The organism is Labrys sp. E2SS-1L, assembly GCF_057073705.1.
Genome location: NZ_CP172712.1, coordinates 3,812,009 through 3,827,156 on the forward strand (window position 1 = coordinate 3,812,009; position 15,148 = coordinate 3,827,156).

Here is a 15,148-nt window from a genome sequence, read left to right on the forward strand (position 1 = left end):
CTCCCAAAGCTTCTTCTGGATCGTCTGTCTCGTGGGTCGTCCCGGCGCTAGACCTTCAGCGCCAGGGCACGGGCGTTGTTGATGTGTTCGGCAATGGCGTCCACTGCCCTTTGCGGCTCTCTGCTCTCGATGGCATCGAGAATGGCAAGGTGCTCGCGCATCACCGGCACCACGCGACCGTCGATACGGAAACGCTCCTGGTTGATCAGGCGCATCTTGATCGAGTTGACGCGGTAGGCTTTGGCGATGATCTCGTTGCCGATGGAGTCGATAATGGTGTCGTGCAGGTTCCAGTCGGTCGCCTGCGCCTGTTCCACCATCTCCGGTGCCAGATCCTCCGACAGTCCCCGGGCCAGCATGTCCTCGTGCTCGCGGCGCAGCTTCGCCAGCAGGCCATCGGACGCCGACACTGTGAAAAGCGCCACGGCCTCTTTTTCGAGGAAGAGACGGAACTGAAAGGCGTCTTTGATGAGGTTGAGGTCAATATGGGCGATCTGGATGCCCCGCTGGGGGATGGTGGAGAGCAAGCCCTCCGCTTCCAGGCGCGGCACGAGTTCGCGGATGGCGCCGAGCGGCAGGCCGGTCAGGGCCACCAGCTCGCGCTGGGATACGAATTGGCCGGGACGGACATCACGCGCCAGCAGGTGGCGGGTGAAACTGGCATAGGCCTTTTCCCGCAACCGCAGCGGTTCGCCGCCTTCCTCCATTCGCCCCCCCTCCCTGGTCCGGAGCAATGCGATTTTTGCCGAATCGCACCTTTCTCCAGCCTCGATTGTGACGCCTTTAGGCTGCCTTCGTCTGTCCGATGCGATCAAACAGGCCCGCCAGCTTCTTGGCATCATTCTCGGGCAACGTCACCAGCGGCGCCCTTGTGGCCGACCATGCCGCATCGCCGGTACGATAGGCAACCATCGCCTTGACGGCCGGGATGACCGGATAGTGGACGAGTTCGTCGACGAAGGCGACCAGCCCCGCATCGTCCCGCCCCTCGTGAACCATGGAGAGCAGGCGCTCGGGACAGATATTCGCCATGCCGGAGATCGCCCCCTGCCCGCCCAGACGCACGCCGGCCGCCAGGCCTCGCTCGTCACCGATCAGGATGGCGAGGTCGCCGTGGGTTTCCAGGAGAGATTGGGTAAACGGCCAATTGCCCGAGGAATCCTTGACGCCGGCCACCACTGACGGGAATGCCTGCTTCAGCCGCCCGACCAGGTCCACCGAAAGCTCCACGGCGGTAACCGAGGGAATGTTATAGAGATAGACGCCCCTCGCCTTCGGCCCGATCGCCTCGAACACGGTGGCAAACCAGGCGAACAGGCCGTCGTCCCGCAATCCCTTGAAATAGGAAGGCGGTGCCAGAAGCACGCCACGACAACCGGCATCGAGCGCCTGCCGCGCCTGAGCGGCGGCATCGGCAATGGCATTTGCCATCACGCCCACCACGATCTGCCGCGCCTCGATGCCGTCAGCCAGGAAGCCCGACAGCAAGATGTCGCGTTCAGCGGAAGCGATCGAGGCTCCCTCCCCGGTGGTGCCGAACAACGTGACGCTGCCGCAACCATTGGCAAGGCACCAGCGCGCATGGGCGACAGCACGGGTGACGTCAACTTGCCCCTGGCCATCGAAGGGTGTGGTCAATGCCGCCGAAAGGCCGAACCGTTGATGCGTCATCCCAGTCTTCCATCGAATTTTCAATATGCAATTATCGATAACAGACTGACATGTCAGTCGCAAGTCGGACGGGAAATTTTGTCCGATCATTTTCCGCTGCCAGGCTTGACCGATTGCCGTCAGGCGACGACATTCGCGACGTCATCCAGCGGCTCTCGCTTCGGCGAGCCGGTCGCACGGCTCCATCCCTTCAACCGCCATCCGATCATGACATTCCCCCTTGGGCTCGCCGCGACCTGGCCAGACCTTGCCGGCAATGCGGATTTTGCTGCCCTGCTCGACCGCAGCCTCTGTCGCCTGATGGGGCACGGGCTTTTTCAACCCCTGCCAGGCAGCCGGCCAGACGCAGCATGGCTCTATGCCGAGGCGCCCTTCTGCCTCCTGGCTCACGACACCCAGCCAGATCCCATTTTCATCTATGGAAACAAGGCTGTACAGGCTTGTTTTGAATATGGTTGGGAGGAGTTGACGCAATTGCCATCCCGCCTATCGGCGGAATTTCCGGATCGAGACGAACGCCAGCGCCTGCTCGATACGGTCAGGAGCCAGGGATTCATCGCCGACTATCGCGGCGTGCGCATCGCCAAATCGGGCCGGCGCTTCTTCATCGAGAATGCCACCGTCTGGGAAATCATCGACGAGGCCGGCATCCGCCACGGCCAAGCCGCCATGTTCGCCTCCTGGCGCGACCTGCCCTGATCCGTCAGCGGATGATCAGGGCCGTTCCCCACAGGCCGATCGCGAATACCGTGTGCGCAACCAGATTGAGCAGGCGCACCTTGGTGGGATTGGGCGTTTTCGACGCAGCCCAGCCAATGCCGAGCCCAGGTTGCAGCAAGAACCAACCAGCCCCCACCGTGACGATGCCGAGGATCCAGGCCGGCAGGAATGTCGGATTCGCCAGCCAGGCCCCTCCGGCGAAGACCACCAGGATCACGCCGTAGAGAATGCCAACCACGTAATGGCCAATCCAGCCCAACGCCAATTCATGGGCATAGGGTGCGGCCTTGCCGATATCGTCATGGAAGACGCGGCCCTCTTTCAGATGCCAGAACCAACGGCCGACAGGCGCCCAGTTCGGCAGGTTCTCACCGAAGAATTTGTGCAGCAGGATCGCCCATAGATCCATCAGGATCGTTGCACCAACGCCAATCGCAACGCCGCGCCAGAAAAGTTCGAACATGCCGATTCCGCCAAGAGGACTGTATTCATCATACAAAACACGCTGCGCTCGGCAGACGCAAGATTTCAAATCTCGAGAAGAGCGCGGATTTCGTCGGGATCCGCGATGATGATGCGGCGTGCCAGCGAAACGGCAAAGCCACCGCGTGCCAATATAGCGATTTCCCGTTCGATCTCGGCTTCCTTGTCCGTCCGGCGCCAGGGACCGATGCGCCGGCGCTGTGCCAGCCGTGCAGCGGCCCTTTCTTCGGCTGCGTCACTTTCCTCTCCCGCAAGAGCCTCGGTCACCAAAGTGCGATCGACGCCCTTGGCAGCCAGGGCAGCGCCGATCCGGCGCGCCGAAAGGCCCCGGCTGCGTCCGGCGTGAAGGCGTGCCTCCACAAAACTGGCGTCGTCGATGAAACCGCGCTGCCGGCAATAGCCGATCGTGCGCTCGATCAGGTCGGCGACGTCAGCTTCCGGACCCAATTTGCGGCGTGCCCTTCGCTGCAGGACCTGACGGAGGTTGGCGACGCTGGTCGATCGCTGGCCGAGATAATGGAGCGCGGACTTGCGCATCCAGCTTTCTTCGCGGCTCAGCGACGGGATGATGGACATGGCAGCCTCGAATCGTTGGAAAGAACTTGCCGGAACTCGTGGCCACGCGCCATCATCCCCCCGCTCGGACCTGGCTTGACAAGAATCGCGGCACGCCGGCCTCTGCACGTCTTCTTGGATCAGGCGGTTCCCATGTCCTTCTCTCTGGTGATTTTCGATTGCGATGGTGTTCTCGTCGACAGCGAGATCCTGTCGGCCGAAGTCGAGGCCGAGGCCTTGTCGGCCCTCGGCGTAAAAGTCACCGCGCATGACGTGATGCAGCGTTTCCTCGGTCTGACCCAGGAGGCCTTGGAGGAGCGCTTCGAGCACGATTTCGGACTCAAGCTGCCGCCGAACCATGCCGAAACCACGCGCAGTATGCTGCGAGCGGCCTATGTAGAGCGTCTGGAACCCATTCCAGGCGTGCGCGACGTGCTCCAAAGCCTGCCTATGCCCTTTTGCGTCGCCTCCAACAGCCCACCTGCCAAGCTTGGTCTCGGCCTCAGCATCACCAACCTGTTCGAACTGGTCTATCCCAACATCTTTAGCGCGAAGCTGGTGGCGCGGGGGAAACCGGCGCCGGATCTGTTTCTCCATGCGGCAAAGGCGCTCGGCGCGGATCCCGCCGACACCGTCGTGGTCGAAGACAGCGTGGTCGGCGTCAAGGCAGCAAAGGCCGCGGGCATGACGGCGATCGGCTTCGTCGGCGGCCTGCACCATATGCCCCCCAGCGAGGAAACCCTGGTAGCGGCCGGCGCCGATCACATCGCCGAGACGATGGACGAGGTGAAGGCGCTGATCCTGGCATGAGCCAGGATGATGGCGGTCGGTAGCGGCGCGCTTCCGGATCTCAATCCATCGAAATCTTGCTGCCGCGTAGCGATTTGACGTTCGAGCGGCGCGATTTCGACTCAAGCCGCCGCGCCTTGGCGGCTTTGGAGGGCTTGGTCGCCTTGCGGGGTGGCGGTGGCGGCATCGCCGCCTCGCGCAGAAGCGCAACCAGCCTCTCGCGGGCATCTTCGCGATTACGCTCCTGGGTGCGGAAACGCTGGGCAAGAATGACGACAACCCCTTCCTGCGTCAGCTTGCGCCCGGCGAGCCTCTGGGCCCGGATCGCAACCTCATTGGGGAGTGAAGGCGAAGTGCGGATGTCGAAACGCAATTGCACCGCCGTCGACAGCTTGTTGACGTTCTGTCCGCCAGGGCCGGAGGAGCGTACGAAATCCTCGACGATCTCGCGCTCATCGATGGACAGAGTTGGTGTGATCTCGATCATCCGGCCTGCATAGCGTATGGCTTGGCGCGCCGCCGCTAATTTCTGCGGATAAGTTCACGAATTGTTCTTGTCTTTTCGTACACCCTCCTTCAATTTGCGAGCCAAAGCGCCTATCTCAGGCTGAAAGCCCACAGGATCGTCCGTATGTCTGGCCGCCCCACCTCCGGCAGCGCTGTTCCATCGCCTGCCGATCGCCGCTTCATTACCGTGCGCGGCGCTCGCGAGCACAATCTCAAGAATGTCGATCTCGAAATCCCGCGCGACAAGCTGGTAGTCTTTACCGGCCTTTCCGGCTCGGGCAAGTCGTCGCTTGCCTTCGATACCATCTATGCCGAAGGGCAGCGCCGCTATGTCGAGAGCCTGTCGGCCTATGCGCGCCAGTTCCTCGAGATGATGCAGAAGCCGGACGTCGACCAGATCGACGGCCTGTCGCCCGCCATCTCGATCGAGCAGAAGACCACATCGCGCAATCCGCGCTCGACGGTGGCGACGGTCACCGAAATCTATGACTATATGCGCTTGCTCTGGGCCCGCATCGGCATTCCCTATTCGCCGGCGACCGGCCTGCCTATCGAAAGCCAGACGGTCAGCCAGATGGTGGACCGGGTCATGGCTATGCCGGAAGGCACCCGCCTGTTCCTGCTCGCCCCCGTCGTGCGCGGGCGCAAGGGCGAATACCGCAAGGAGCTCGCCGATTTCCTCAAGCGCGGCTTCCAGCGCGTCAAGATCGACGGCACCTTCTACGAGATCGCCGACGCTCCTGCCCTCGACAAGAAGCTCAAGCATGACCTCGACGTGGTGGTGGACCGCATCGTGGTGCGCGCCGACATCGCCAGCCGTCTGGCCGACTCCTTCGAAACGGCGCTCGAACTCGCCGACGGCATTGCCGTGGTCGAGCTCGCCGACCAGAAGGAGGCCGACGGCTCGCCCAAGCGCGTGATATTCAGCCAGAAATTTGCCTGCCCCGTCTCCGGCTTCACCATTCCGGAGATCGAGCCGCGGCTGTTCTCCTTCAACAATCCCTTCGGTGCCTGCCCGTCCTGCGACGGGATCGGCACCGAGATGACGGTCGATCCCGTGCTGGTGGTGCCTGACGAGACATTGTCGCTGCGCAAGGGCGCGCTGGCGCCCTGGGCGAAGTCGACCAGCCCCTATTACAGCCAGACGGTCGACGCGCTCGCCAAACATTACAAATTCGGCGTGACCACGCCCTGGAAGGACCTGCCGGAAAAGGTGCAGCAGGTGTTCCTCTACGGTTCGGGCGAGGAACAGATCGTCTTTTCCTTTGATGACGGCCTGCGCTCCTATGAGACCCGCAAGGCTTTCGAAGGCGTGGTGACCAATCTGGAGCGGCGCTGGAAGGAGACAGATTCCGAACAGGCCCGCGAGGACATTTCGCGCTTCATGGCGAACACGCCATGCAAGGCCTGCGCCGGCTTTCGCCTCAAGCCCGAATCCCTGGCGGTAAAGGTCACGCACAAGCATATCGGCGAGATCTCGGCGATGTCGGTGCGCCAGGCCCAGCACTGGTTCGAAGCGCTGCCGGCCGAGCTCAACACCAAGCAGAACGAGATCGCTGTCCGCATCCTCAAGGAGATTCGCGAGCGCCTGCGCTTCCTGGTCGATGTCGGCCTGGATTACCTGACGCTTGCCCGCAATTCCGGTACGCTCTCGGGCGGTGAGAGCCAGCGCATCCGCCTCGCCTCGCAGATCGGATCCGGCCTCAGCGGCGTGCTCTATGTGCTGGACGAGCCTTCCATCGGCCTGCACCAGCGCGACAACGAGCGCCTGCTCGAAACGCTGCGGCGCCTGCGCGAACTCGGCAACACCGTCATCGTGGTGGAGCATGACGAGGATGCCATCCTGCAGGCCGATCATGTCGTCGATGTCGGTCCGGGCGCGGGCGTGCATGGCGGGCGAGTCGTAGCCCAGGGCACGCCGGCCGAGGTGATGGCCAATCCGGCTTCCCTCACCGGCAAATATCTGACCGGTCAGCTCTCGGTCCCCATGCCGGCCGAACGGCGCCGGCGGCAGAAGGGCAAGGCGCTGAAGCTCACCGGCGCCCGCGGCAACAATCTCAAGGATGTCTCGGTCGAGGTGCCGCTCGGCTTGTTCACCTGCGTTACCGGCGTTTCCGGCGGTGGCAAGTCGACCCTGCTGATCGATACCATCTACAAGGCCGTCGCCCGCAAGCTGAACGGCGCGCTGGAGCACCCTGCCCCCTATGACAAGCTCGACGGCCTGGAACTGATCGACAAGGTCATCGACATCGATCAGTCGCCGATCGGCCGCACCCCGCGCTCCAATCCCGCAACTTATACCGGTGCCTTCACGCCCATCCGCGAATGGTTCGCGGGCTTGCCCGAGGCGAAGGCGCGCGGCTACCTGCCGGGGCGCTTCTCCTTCAACGTCAAGGGCGGACGCTGCGAGGCCTGCCAGGGCGACGGCGTCATCAAGATCGAGATGCACTTCCTGCCCGACGTCTACGTCACCTGCGACGTCTGCAAGGGCAAGCGGTACGATCGCGAGACATTGGACGTGCGCTTCAAGAACAAGTCGATCGCCGACGTGCTCGACATGACGGTCGACGAAGGAGCCGAATTCTTCAAGGCCGTGCCGACCATCCGCAACACCATGGAAACGCTGGCGCGGGTCGGCCTGGGCTATGTCAAGGTCGGCCAGCAGGCGACCACCCTGTCGGGCGGCGAAGCCCAGCGCGTGAAGCTCTCCAAGGAATTGTCGCGTCGCTCGACCGGGCGCACGCTCTACATCCTCGACGAGCCGACCACGGGCCTGCATTTCCACGACGTCGCCAAGCTGCTGGAAGTGCTGCATGAACTGGTCGACCAGGGCAATACCGTGGTGGTGATCGAGCACAATCTCGAAGTCATCAAGACGGCCGACTGGGTCATTGACATGGGGCCGGAGGGCGGCGACGGCGGCGGCGAGGTGGTTGCCGAAGGCACGCCGGAAGCGATCATCCGGGAGCCACGTTCCCATACCGGGCGTTTCCTGCGCGAGGTGATGGAGCGTCGCCCCCAGGGGCGCCGAGGCGAAGCAGCCGAATAACCCCCTGGGCAGGCGCCCTCGCCTGCATTCCAGCTTCCCGCGGACATGCGGAGCCAAGAGCCGGGGGGATTCCGCGCCCCGGGTCGCGCTTTCCAGGCGCGGCCCGATCTCCCATTGCCAAACGAGTGTTTCGCCGGTTAACGCTATAGCCATTCATATATAGCGAGTCGGCGCGACCGCTCCGTTTCCGGGAGAAGCAAATGTTCAGGATCCTGCTCGCCGCTAGTCTGGTCCTCGGCAGTGCCGCTGCCCGGGCCGACGAGGTGGTGCTCTATGGCGCCGGCAGCCTGCGTGCGGTGCTGACCGACATCGCCCAGGATTTCAGCAAGAAGAGCGGCATCAAGGTGCATACGGACTTCGGTCCTTCGGGCCTGATGCGGGAAAAGATCGAGCAGGGCGACAAGGTCGACATCCTGGCCTCGGCGGACATGGCCAGTCCCCTCAAATTGCAGAAGGATGGCCGGGCGAGCGCCGTCGTCATGTTCACCCGCAACCGGCTTTGCGCTTTCGCCCTGCCGGAAGCCAAACTCGCCGGCTCCAACTTTGCCGAGCGCCTGCTCGATCCTGCCGTGAAGCTCGGCACCTCCACGCCCAAGGCCGATCCCGGCGGTGACTACACCTGGGCCATGTTCCAGTTGATCGACAAGCGAAACCCGGGAGCCTTCGCCAAGCTGGATGCCAAAGCCCAGAAGATCGTTGGTGGCTCGACCGCTCCTGTTCCCGCCGGGCAGGATCCGATTGCCGACGGCTTCAAGAGCGGCCAGATCAACGTGATGATGGGCTATTGCAGCGGCGCGGCGCAGCGCAAGGCGGCTACGCCGAACCTGGAAGTGATCCAGGTGCCCGAAGCCTATGAGACCGGCCCCGAATATGGCTTGGCCCTGGCGCATGCCGACAATGCCGCTGCCGTGGCGCTGATGCTAGCGATCCTCTCGCCGGAAGGTCAGGCCACTTTCGGCAGATATGGTTTCGCGCCGGTTGGCCTGCCGTCTCAACCCTGAACGAAGCGAAGGAACCGGCAGTGCTCCCGGCATTGGCATGTGCCGCCCTGTCATTTCCATCGGCCTTCGGGTGGCGCGTACACCGGCGCCAGCCGATCTCCCGGCAATGCCAGCGGGAAATTTTGTAGGGATATTGCCGGCGGCTCCCAGCCACAAATGGCGCCAATGAACCAGAATAGCGCGCAGGCGCCCTGCTACCGGTCTGCGCAGCGGTGCTGCCGCAAGCAGGATCAGGGCCCATAGCAGCAGGCTTGTTCGGCCCTTCGTCTCACGTCCTGACCGGCCAACGGCCGAGAATGGCGTGGCCCGCAGCCAGGGCAGGCGAAATAGCCCAAGAATGGCGTGGATATCGTCCTCATAGAGGCGCCCGTCGGCAAAACCGTTGGCACTCTTATTGCCGCCGACCGGCTCGGTATGCCGGACCGGGAATTCGTCGATCACGGCAAAGTCGCGGGAGCCCTCGGCGACGAGATTGCACCAGATCAGGTCAATGCCGCTTTCATAACCCAGGGCATATAGCGGCGCGATCCGCTCGAGAACGTCATGCCGGAAGACCGGGCACATCATCTCCACGAAATTGAGATAGCGCAGGACATATCGCCCCTGCCGAAGCAGGCAGGCATAGGTGAAATAGCTATCCCATGTCAGCGCCGGTTGAGCGATCTTGAGATCATACTGGTCGCAACGAGAAAAAATTCCATTTATAGAAGTCGGGGACGCATCAATGTCCTCGTCGAGAAAGAATATATACTTATATCGACCAATAAACTCCGCGTGCTCGCGCAAGAACCCGTCATATCCCGCGACTTTTTTGCCAGATCGGTATTCGAAATAAACGCCATCTCCGCGAACAACGGGCAAGCCCGCATCGTAGCTGCTGAGGAAAACGTCATAAAGTCTATCCACACCAGGGGCCAGCCACTTTGCGTGAAGACTCTTCGGCCCGATCCGTGCAACCAGCAGATATTTTCGGGCTCGTATCCCCGAGCCATCTCCCGAACCGTTCGTCGTCATTGCTCCAGTCTCCCGCTAACCTTCCAAGGGTTTGGCGCGCTTCGGCGTCACGTAAGCTCAGGACCCAATAAAAAAAAGAACATCACTCCAATTGAAAAATATTATGTGTCGATCTTCTAATTTATTGAAATTTTATATTGAAAAACAATTTCGGAAATTCGCAATCAAATACGATGCAGGCTATTTCTTATTCTTATTTTTCGAGCCCCCTATAGCACGCCTTCTCCTTGGGAAGCCAAGTCCAACTTTGGTGTATGGCGGTACTACTGGTGGGGTAACGCCGATTAAGCCTCGGCCGGCATTCTTGGGCGCGAAATTAGTTCTGACCCCTGCTGAGTGCACCGAGCGGTATGATCGGCTGCGTCAGGTGGTACTCGAACGGATACCGCCTCTTCGTCTCTGATATGCAGCCCTGAAGGGTTATAGGCGCCAAAACGCCACAAGATATGCACATCACGCATCACAATGAGGCAACTCTGGCCATTCTTGACAGTTTTCTAACGATGGCGGCATTGCGGTATGCACAAATTGCATGATTGTTGTGCAGCGCAGCATCTACCTCATTCGAGGGAAAAACGGCATATAGGGAATGTGAGCGGCGTTGAGGAATTCGCTTCAACGCAAGCTCGCAGAAGAGGAACCTTATCATGTTGTTCGCAGCTTTGATCGAACGTGTCCGCATCTGGCGCCGTGAGCGCGAGACGCTGGCCGAGCTCAGGCGCTTGAACGGACGCGATCTGGCCGACATCGGTATCAACCCTGCCGACGTTCGCGCAATCGCGCGTCAGGCCGCCCGCGCCTAACCTTGCAGGTAATGACCAATGGGCTGCACGGCTCATTGGTACAGTTTCGACGATCCATCCGCGCGTCCGCCTTTTGCAGTGGAAAGTCGTATCGCTTTTGCCGGTTGGTGGTATGCCGACAGGCGATCGGGCAGCGACAATGTCGAGCCTAAGCGAAAAGTCGTAGGCACCGCCTTGCAGGACCAGGGCCGAGTGCCACATAGCCGCCCTTTCAGGGCGGCTTTTTGTTGGGTCAACGCTTCAATAGCTGGCCCTGATGGTCTAAAAGCCGGGCATGACCATCGATCCCATTCATATCATCGGCGGCGGCCTCGCCGGTTCCGAAGCCGCCTGGCAGATTGCCCGGGCAGCCGTTCCCGTCATCGTGCACGAAATGCGGCCAGTTCAGCCGACCGAGGTCCACAAGACCACGGACTTTGCCGAGCTTGTCTGCTCCAACTCCTTCCGCTCCGATGACGCCGAGACCAACGCGGTCGGCTTGCTCCACGAGGAAATGCGGCGGCTGGATTCGGTGATCATGGCCTGCGCCGACAGCCACAAGGTTCCGGCGGGCGGAGCCCTCGCGGTGGATCGGGACGGTTTCTCGGCTGCTGTGACGGAACGACTGACATCGCATCCGTTGATCGAGATCCGCCGCGAACATGTCGACGGCCTGCCGCCTGCGGATTGGGACAATGTCATCGTGGCCACAGGTCCCCTCACCTCCAAGCCTCTTGCCGATGCGATCGCGACCTTGACCGGTGAGACGTCGCTCGCCTTCTTCGATGCGATTGCGCCGATCGTGCATCGCGAATCCATCAACATGGACATCGCCTGGTATCAGTCGCGCTACGACAAGCCGGGCCCGGGTGGCACCGGTGCCGACTATATCAACTGCCCCCTCAGCAAGGAGGAGTATGAAGCCTTTCTCGACGCCGTTCTTGCCGGCGACAAGACAGGCTTCAAGGAATTCGAGGGTACGCCCTATTTCGATGGCTGCCTGCCCATCGAGATCATGGCCGAACGCGGTCGCGAAACCCTGCGCTTCGGGCCGCTGAAGCCGGTCGGCCTAACCAATCCGCGCAATCCCGAGGTCAAGCCACATGCCATCGTGCAGTTGCGGCAAGACAATGCACTCGGCACGCTCTACAATATGGTCGGCTTCCAGACGAAGCTGAAATATGCCGAGCAGGTTCGGGTCTTCCGCATGATTCCGGGGCTCGAGAATGCTGAATTTGCCCGTCTGGGCGGGCTGCATCGCAACACCTATCTGAACTCGCCGGTATTGCTGGACTCGACGCTGCGTTTGAAGACGCAGCCACGCCTGCGGTTTGCCGGCCAGATCACCGGATGCGAAGGCTACATCGAGAGCGCGAGCGTCGGCCTGATGACGGGCCGCTTCGCCGCCGCCGAACGCCTGGGCCAGCCGGTAACGGCACCGCCGCCCACCACGGCGCTCGGCGCCCTGCTCAACCACATCACCGGTGGTCACCTCGTCAGCGAAGAGGCGGGACCGCGCTCCTTCCAGCCGATGAACGTCAATTTCGGCTTGTTCCCTCCTTTGGAGATCTCTCCCAAGGGGGAAGGTGGAAAACGCCTGCGCGGCAGCGAAAAGACCCTTGCCAAGAAGAGGGCGGTGAGCGCCAGGGCATTGGAAGCCCTGGAGGGCTGGAAGAACGCGACGGCCGGCGAACAACTCCCGGCCTAGCGGCCATTTGCTTCAGGCGATTGCCGTCCCGGGACAAGAAGCGGGATGGGCACGGGTTCGATAACGATGTAGCCTGCTCTCGGTTCCCGCCCTGTCCGCATCATGGCGGGACCAAGGTCCGATCGACGACGTTCGTAATCCCGCTTCGCCATCAGCAAACAGGATCCTGCAATGCTCCGCCTCCATGGCCTCGCATCCGTCCTGACCCTGCTCCTCGTTGCAGGCCCGGCCCTGGCTGCCGACACTTCGTCCGACACCCCCGCCGCCGCGACGCCCGATCTCGCCTCTATCCGAACCCAGATCAAGGCCGAGGACTACAAGGCCGCCATAGCGGCTCTCCAACCCTTGGCCGATAGCGGATCGAAAGACCCCGACGTCTACAATCTGCTCGGATTCAGCCTGCGCAAGAGCGGTGACCGCAAGACCGCCCAAACCTTCTACGAGAAGGCGCTCGCCATCGATCCCAATCACAAGGGGACTCTGGAATATCAGGGCGAACTCTTTATCGAGAATGGCGACCTTCCCAAGGCCCAGCAAAATCTCGCAGCCCTGGTCAAGCTCTGCCCCGGTGGCTGCGAGGAGCGTGAAGACCTGGAGAAGGCGCTGGCCCAGGCTGCCAAACCGAAATAGTCCGAGGCAGCCCTATTCCGAGCTAGCGCAGCCTGCGTGAAAAACGCCATAGATGCCATTGACTGCGCCATTGCGGCAGGCCGGCCTCTTGGCGAAACCAGTCAAACCCCGGCCGTGTCATACGCCTGAGCAAGGGGCCGACCAGCGCAAGACCGACATAGGCGGGCGCAATCGCACTGGGGGCGGCAGACAGCAATTGCTCCGACGTGCCCAGATGTTGCAGCGCTACCCCGGCAAGCTCGGCAAACATGGCCCGCATCTCGCCGGTGTTGCGGCCGCTCAGCAGGTCCTCGCGAGCCGTTCCATGCTTCAGCACGAGATCGGCCGGCACGAAGATCTGCCCCCTGGCCGCATGCCGGGCGGCCTGCTTCATCAGGCAGGCTATGCCATAGGCCACGCCGGCATGCCCGGCAAGATCGGCACTGCCGGGGTCACCGCCATCGGCAAGGATGAGGCCGGCCATACGGAAAAGGCTGGAATAGGTCTCGCCGCAATAGCCTTCCAGATCGGTGATGCTCTGCAGCAGATCGTCATAGAGGTCGTGCGTGTGGGCGTCGATCAGGGTTACGAGCGCCGAGGCCGGCAGATGGTAGCGATCGATCGCGGCCAGAAGTTCGGAGGCAACCGGGTGTCCGGATATCTGCCCCCTCGCCTGCCCCTCCAGCAGGTCCCGCCACCATTGCAGGCGGACCTCGCCCGGCAGAGGCTCCGACACCATGTCCCTCACGCGCTCGATTTCGCTGTTGAAGGCGTAAAGCGCATTGAGGGCGCGCCTGTGCTCGGCCGGCGCGAACAGATTGGCAAGCCAGCGATTGCGGTCATGTTCGCGCAGCAGGCTCGCGCAATAGGCTTCGTTGCTCATGCTGATATTGGAATTGGCCAGGGCATTGGCCGGGCGATCGGCGCTCATGGTACGGCGATCAGGGCGGCGGCGACGCGACGATCCTCGGCGAGCAGGACGTTCCAGGTGCGGGTCGCCGCACCGGTCGGCATCGCATCGACGACGATCTTGAGATCGCGGAAACGCCAGCGCAATGCCTCGGGGAAAAAGACGACGTCGGGGCCGGTGCCGACGAGCAGGATCTCGATGGCATCGGCTTCGGCGAAGACTGGTTCGAACGCCTTTGCCGACAACTCCGCTGCACTCGTCACCGGCCAGGCATGCATGCCGGAGGGCAGGCACAGAAGCGAACCGCGATGCGACATCTCCGCAAAGCGGAAGCCGCCGGTGCCATAGGCATCGATCGGCGCCACGCGCGGCAGGAAGCGGCGTTCGCCTCCGGTCATGGCAGCTTACTCCGGCTTGTCGCCGCCTGCCGTCTCATGGCTGCCCGGACGCAGGCCCAGATAGATCAGGACGGGCGAGGCAATGAAGATCGAGGTGTAGGTACCGACCAGCACGACGCCGAACAGCATGGTGGCGGTGAAGCTGTGAATGGCGTGCCCCCCGAACAGAAGCAGGGCCAGCAAGGCCAGTGCCACGGTGACGTGGGTGATCACAGAGCGCGACAACGTGGCGTTGATCGACTCGTCCAGGAGCTCATCCATCGGCTTCTTCTTGTATTTGCGCAGGAGCTCGCGAATACGGTCATAGATCACCACGGTATCGTTGAGCGAATAGCCGAGGATGGTCAGCAGCGCGGCGACGCTGGTGAGGTCGAAATCGATCTGCGTCACCGACATGAAGCCGATGGTCAGCACGATATCATGGACGTTGGCGATCATGGCGCCTACGGCGAACTGCCAGTCGAAGCGGAACCACAAATAGATCAGAATACCCAGAATGGCGACGAAGATGCCGACGGTACCGACCGTCACCAGTTCCTGCGAAACGCTCGGACCGATGATCTGGATCTGGTCGTCCTTGCCGGAGATATAGTCGGGCGCCAGCGTCTGCTTGACCTTCTCGGCAACCGCATTCTGCTCGGCATCACCGCCCGGCTGGAGGGCGATGCGCATGAGCACCTGTCCCTTGTCGCCAAAACTCTGGATCTGGATCTCGCCCAGCCCAAGCGGCGCCAGCTTGTCGCGAATGGCCTGCACATCGGCCTGCCCCGATTGGGCCGTGACGCCAAGGGCGATGCCGCCCTTGAAATCGATGCCGTAGTTCAGGCCGTGGGTGAAGAAAAGCACCAGAGCCAGAATCGACAACACGGCCGAAATCGGAAAGCTGATACGCCGGAACCGGATGAAGCCGAAACTGGTATTGTCGGGAACAATGCGAAGATGGCGCACCGCG

General features: G+C 62.1%; 16 protein-coding genes. 7 read left to right on the forward strand and 9 right to left on the reverse strand.

The window, feature by feature from the left end; genetic code table 11:
* Window positions 1-47: 47 nt before the first annotated feature.
* Window positions 48-707 (reverse strand): GntR family transcriptional regulator, encoded by a 660-nt coding sequence (locus ACIGJE_RS17675; protein ID WP_311936031.1) that lies wholly within the window; start codon window positions 705-707, stop codon window positions 48-50.
* Window positions 708-783: 76 nt separating this feature from the next.
* Entirely contained in the window at window positions 784-1,671 is an 888-nt protein-coding gene (locus ACIGJE_RS17680; RefSeq protein WP_415081246.1) for a dihydrodipicolinate synthase family protein, read from the reverse strand.
* 207 nt (window positions 1,672-1,878) lie between these two features.
* On the opposite strand from ACIGJE_RS17680, the gene ACIGJE_RS17685 reads away from it, so the two are divergent.
* Window positions 1,879-2,370 carry an MEKHLA domain-containing protein gene (locus tag ACIGJE_RS17685; RefSeq protein ID WP_311936026.1) on the forward strand — a complete coding sequence of 164 codons (492 nt, stop codon included), beginning with the start codon at window positions 1,879-1,881 and terminating at the stop codon, window positions 2,368-2,370.
* A gap of 4 nt (window positions 2,371-2,374) precedes the next feature.
* Here ACIGJE_RS17685 and ACIGJE_RS17690 read toward each other — a convergent pair whose 3' ends face one another.
* Both ACIGJE_RS17690 and ACIGJE_RS17695 read right to left on the reverse strand, forming a co-directional pair.
* Window positions 2,375-2,854 (reverse strand): DUF2938 domain-containing protein, encoded by a 480-nt coding sequence (locus ACIGJE_RS17690; RefSeq protein ID WP_311936024.1) that lies wholly within the window; start codon window positions 2,852-2,854, stop codon window positions 2,375-2,377.
* Between the two features lie 65 nt (window positions 2,855-2,919).
* Window positions 2,920-3,450: a regulatory protein RecX gene (locus ACIGJE_RS17695; RefSeq protein ID WP_415081248.1), complete on the reverse strand. Its 531-nt coding sequence runs from the start codon at window positions 3,448-3,450 to the stop codon at window positions 2,920-2,922.
* 132 nt (window positions 3,451-3,582) lie between these two features.
* Here ACIGJE_RS17695 and ACIGJE_RS17700 point away from each other — a divergent pair, with 132 nt between their 5' ends.
* Window positions 3,583-4,239, forward strand: coding sequence for an HAD-IA family hydrolase (locus ACIGJE_RS17700; RefSeq protein WP_367622774.1), 657 nt, complete (start codon window positions 3,583-3,585; stop codon window positions 4,237-4,239).
* Window positions 4,240-4,279: 40 nt separating this feature from the next.
* Here the strand turns inward: ACIGJE_RS17700 and arfB are convergent, their stop codons facing one another.
* Window positions 4,280-4,705, reverse strand: coding sequence for an alternative ribosome rescue aminoacyl-tRNA hydrolase ArfB (arfB, locus tag ACIGJE_RS17705; protein ID WP_415081250.1), 426 nt, complete (start codon window positions 4,703-4,705; stop codon window positions 4,280-4,282).
* Between the two features lie 144 nt (window positions 4,706-4,849).
* Here arfB and uvrA point away from each other — a divergent pair, with 144 nt between their 5' ends.
* On the forward strand, window positions 4,850-7,774 hold the full coding sequence (gene uvrA / locus ACIGJE_RS17710; protein ID WP_415081252.1) for an excinuclease ABC subunit UvrA: 2,925 nt from the start codon (window positions 4,850-4,852) through the stop codon (window positions 7,772-7,774).
* A 200-nt stretch (window positions 7,775-7,974) separates the two neighbouring features.
* Window positions 7,975-8,775, forward strand: coding sequence for an extracellular solute-binding protein (locus ACIGJE_RS17715; RefSeq protein WP_394308867.1), 801 nt, complete (start codon window positions 7,975-7,977; stop codon window positions 8,773-8,775).
* Here ACIGJE_RS17715 and ACIGJE_RS17720 read toward each other — a convergent pair.
* The gene (locus ACIGJE_RS17720; RefSeq protein WP_415081255.1) at window positions 8,695-9,789 is read right to left on the reverse strand and encodes a hypothetical protein; all 1,095 of its coding nucleotides are present in this window, start codon (window positions 9,787-9,789) and stop codon (window positions 8,695-8,697) included. The two genes, ACIGJE_RS17715 and ACIGJE_RS17720, sit on opposite strands and share 81 nt — an antisense overlap.
* Before the next feature lie 647 nt (window positions 9,790-10,436).
* Here ACIGJE_RS17720 and ACIGJE_RS17725 point away from each other — a divergent pair.
* The 3 genes from ACIGJE_RS17725 to ACIGJE_RS17735 all read left to right on the forward strand — a co-directional run bounded on the left by ACIGJE_RS17725 (window position 10,437) and on the right by ACIGJE_RS17735 (window position 12,909).
* Window positions 10,437-10,592: a DUF1127 domain-containing protein gene (locus tag ACIGJE_RS17725; protein WP_082979542.1), complete on the forward strand. Its 156-nt coding sequence runs from the start codon at window positions 10,437-10,439 to the stop codon at window positions 10,590-10,592.
* A gap of 274 nt (window positions 10,593-10,866) precedes the next feature.
* Window positions 10,867-12,279 (forward strand): methylenetetrahydrofolate--tRNA-(uracil(54)-C(5))-methyltransferase (FADH(2)-oxidizing) TrmFO, encoded by a 1,413-nt coding sequence (trmFO, locus tag ACIGJE_RS17730; protein WP_483678204.1) that lies wholly within the window; start codon window positions 10,867-10,869, stop codon window positions 12,277-12,279.
* Window positions 12,280-12,450: 171 nt separating this feature from the next.
* The gene (locus ACIGJE_RS17735) at window positions 12,451-12,909 is read left to right on the forward strand and encodes a tetratricopeptide repeat protein (RefSeq protein WP_311935997.1); all 459 of its coding nucleotides are present in this window, start codon (window positions 12,451-12,453) and stop codon (window positions 12,907-12,909) included.
* Between the two features lie 22 nt (window positions 12,910-12,931).
* Here ACIGJE_RS17735 and ACIGJE_RS17740 read toward each other — a convergent pair whose 3' ends face one another.
* The 3 genes from ACIGJE_RS17740 to secF are packed head-to-tail and all read right to left on the reverse strand — an operon-like array spanning window position 12,932 to window position 15,144.
* Window positions 12,932-13,819, reverse strand: a complete 888-nt coding sequence (locus tag ACIGJE_RS17740; RefSeq protein WP_311935994.1) for a phytoene/squalene synthase family protein — start codon at window positions 13,817-13,819, stop codon at window positions 12,932-12,934.
* Entirely contained in the window at window positions 13,816-14,196 is a 381-nt protein-coding gene (locus ACIGJE_RS17745; protein ID WP_311935989.1) for an Mth938-like domain-containing protein, read from the reverse strand. Before ACIGJE_RS17745 ends, ACIGJE_RS17740 begins: the two co-directional genes overlap by 4 nt.
* Window positions 14,197-14,202: 6 nt before the next feature.
* Entirely contained in the window at window positions 14,203-15,144 is a 942-nt protein-coding gene (gene secF / locus ACIGJE_RS17750) for a protein translocase subunit SecF (RefSeq protein WP_311935986.1), read from the reverse strand.
* Window positions 15,145-15,148: the final 4 nt, after the last annotated feature.

Coding starts and splice junctions, on each gene's coding strand:
- ACIGJE_RS17675 (WP_311936031.1), bottom strand. CDS start 707: ATGGAGGAAGGCGGCGAACCGCTGCGGTTGCGGGAAAAGGCCTATGCC.
- ACIGJE_RS17680 (WP_415081246.1), bottom strand. CDS start 1,671: ATGACGCATCAACGGTTCGGCCTTTCGGCGGCATTGACCACACCCTTC.
- ACIGJE_RS17685 (WP_311936026.1), top strand. CDS start 1,879: ATGACATTCCCCCTTGGGCTCGCCGCGACCTGGCCAGACCTTGCCGGC.
- ACIGJE_RS17690 (WP_311936024.1), bottom strand. CDS start 2,854: ATGTTCGAACTTTTCTGGCGCGGCGTTGCGATTGGCGTTGGTGCAACG.
- ACIGJE_RS17695 (WP_415081248.1), bottom strand. CDS start 3,450: ATGTCCATCATCCCGTCGCTGAGCCGCGAAGAAAGCTGGATGCGCAAG.
- ACIGJE_RS17700 (WP_367622774.1), top strand. CDS start 3,583: ATGTCCTTCTCTCTGGTGATTTTCGATTGCGATGGTGTTCTCGTCGAC.
- arfB (WP_415081250.1), bottom strand. CDS start 4,705: ATGATCGAGATCACACCAACTCTGTCCATCGATGAGCGCGAGATCGTC.
- uvrA (WP_415081252.1), top strand. CDS start 4,850: ATGTCTGGCCGCCCCACCTCCGGCAGCGCTGTTCCATCGCCTGCCGAT.
- ACIGJE_RS17715 (WP_394308867.1), top strand. CDS start 7,975: ATGTTCAGGATCCTGCTCGCCGCTAGTCTGGTCCTCGGCAGTGCCGCT.
- ACIGJE_RS17720 (WP_415081255.1), bottom strand. CDS start 9,789: ATGACGACGAACGGTTCGGGAGATGGCTCGGGGATACGAGCCCGAAAA.
- ACIGJE_RS17725 (WP_082979542.1), top strand. CDS start 10,437: ATGTTGTTCGCAGCTTTGATCGAACGTGTCCGCATCTGGCGCCGTGAG.
- trmFO (WP_483678204.1), top strand. CDS start 10,867: ATGACCATCGATCCCATTCATATCATCGGCGGCGGCCTCGCCGGTTCC.
- ACIGJE_RS17735 (WP_311935997.1), top strand. CDS start 12,451: ATGCTCCGCCTCCATGGCCTCGCATCCGTCCTGACCCTGCTCCTCGTT.
- ACIGJE_RS17740 (WP_311935994.1), bottom strand. CDS start 13,819: ATGAGCGCCGATCGCCCGGCCAATGCCCTGGCCAATTCCAATATCAGC.
- ACIGJE_RS17745 (WP_311935989.1), bottom strand. CDS start 14,196: ATGACCGGAGGCGAACGCCGCTTCCTGCCGCGCGTGGCGCCGATCGAT.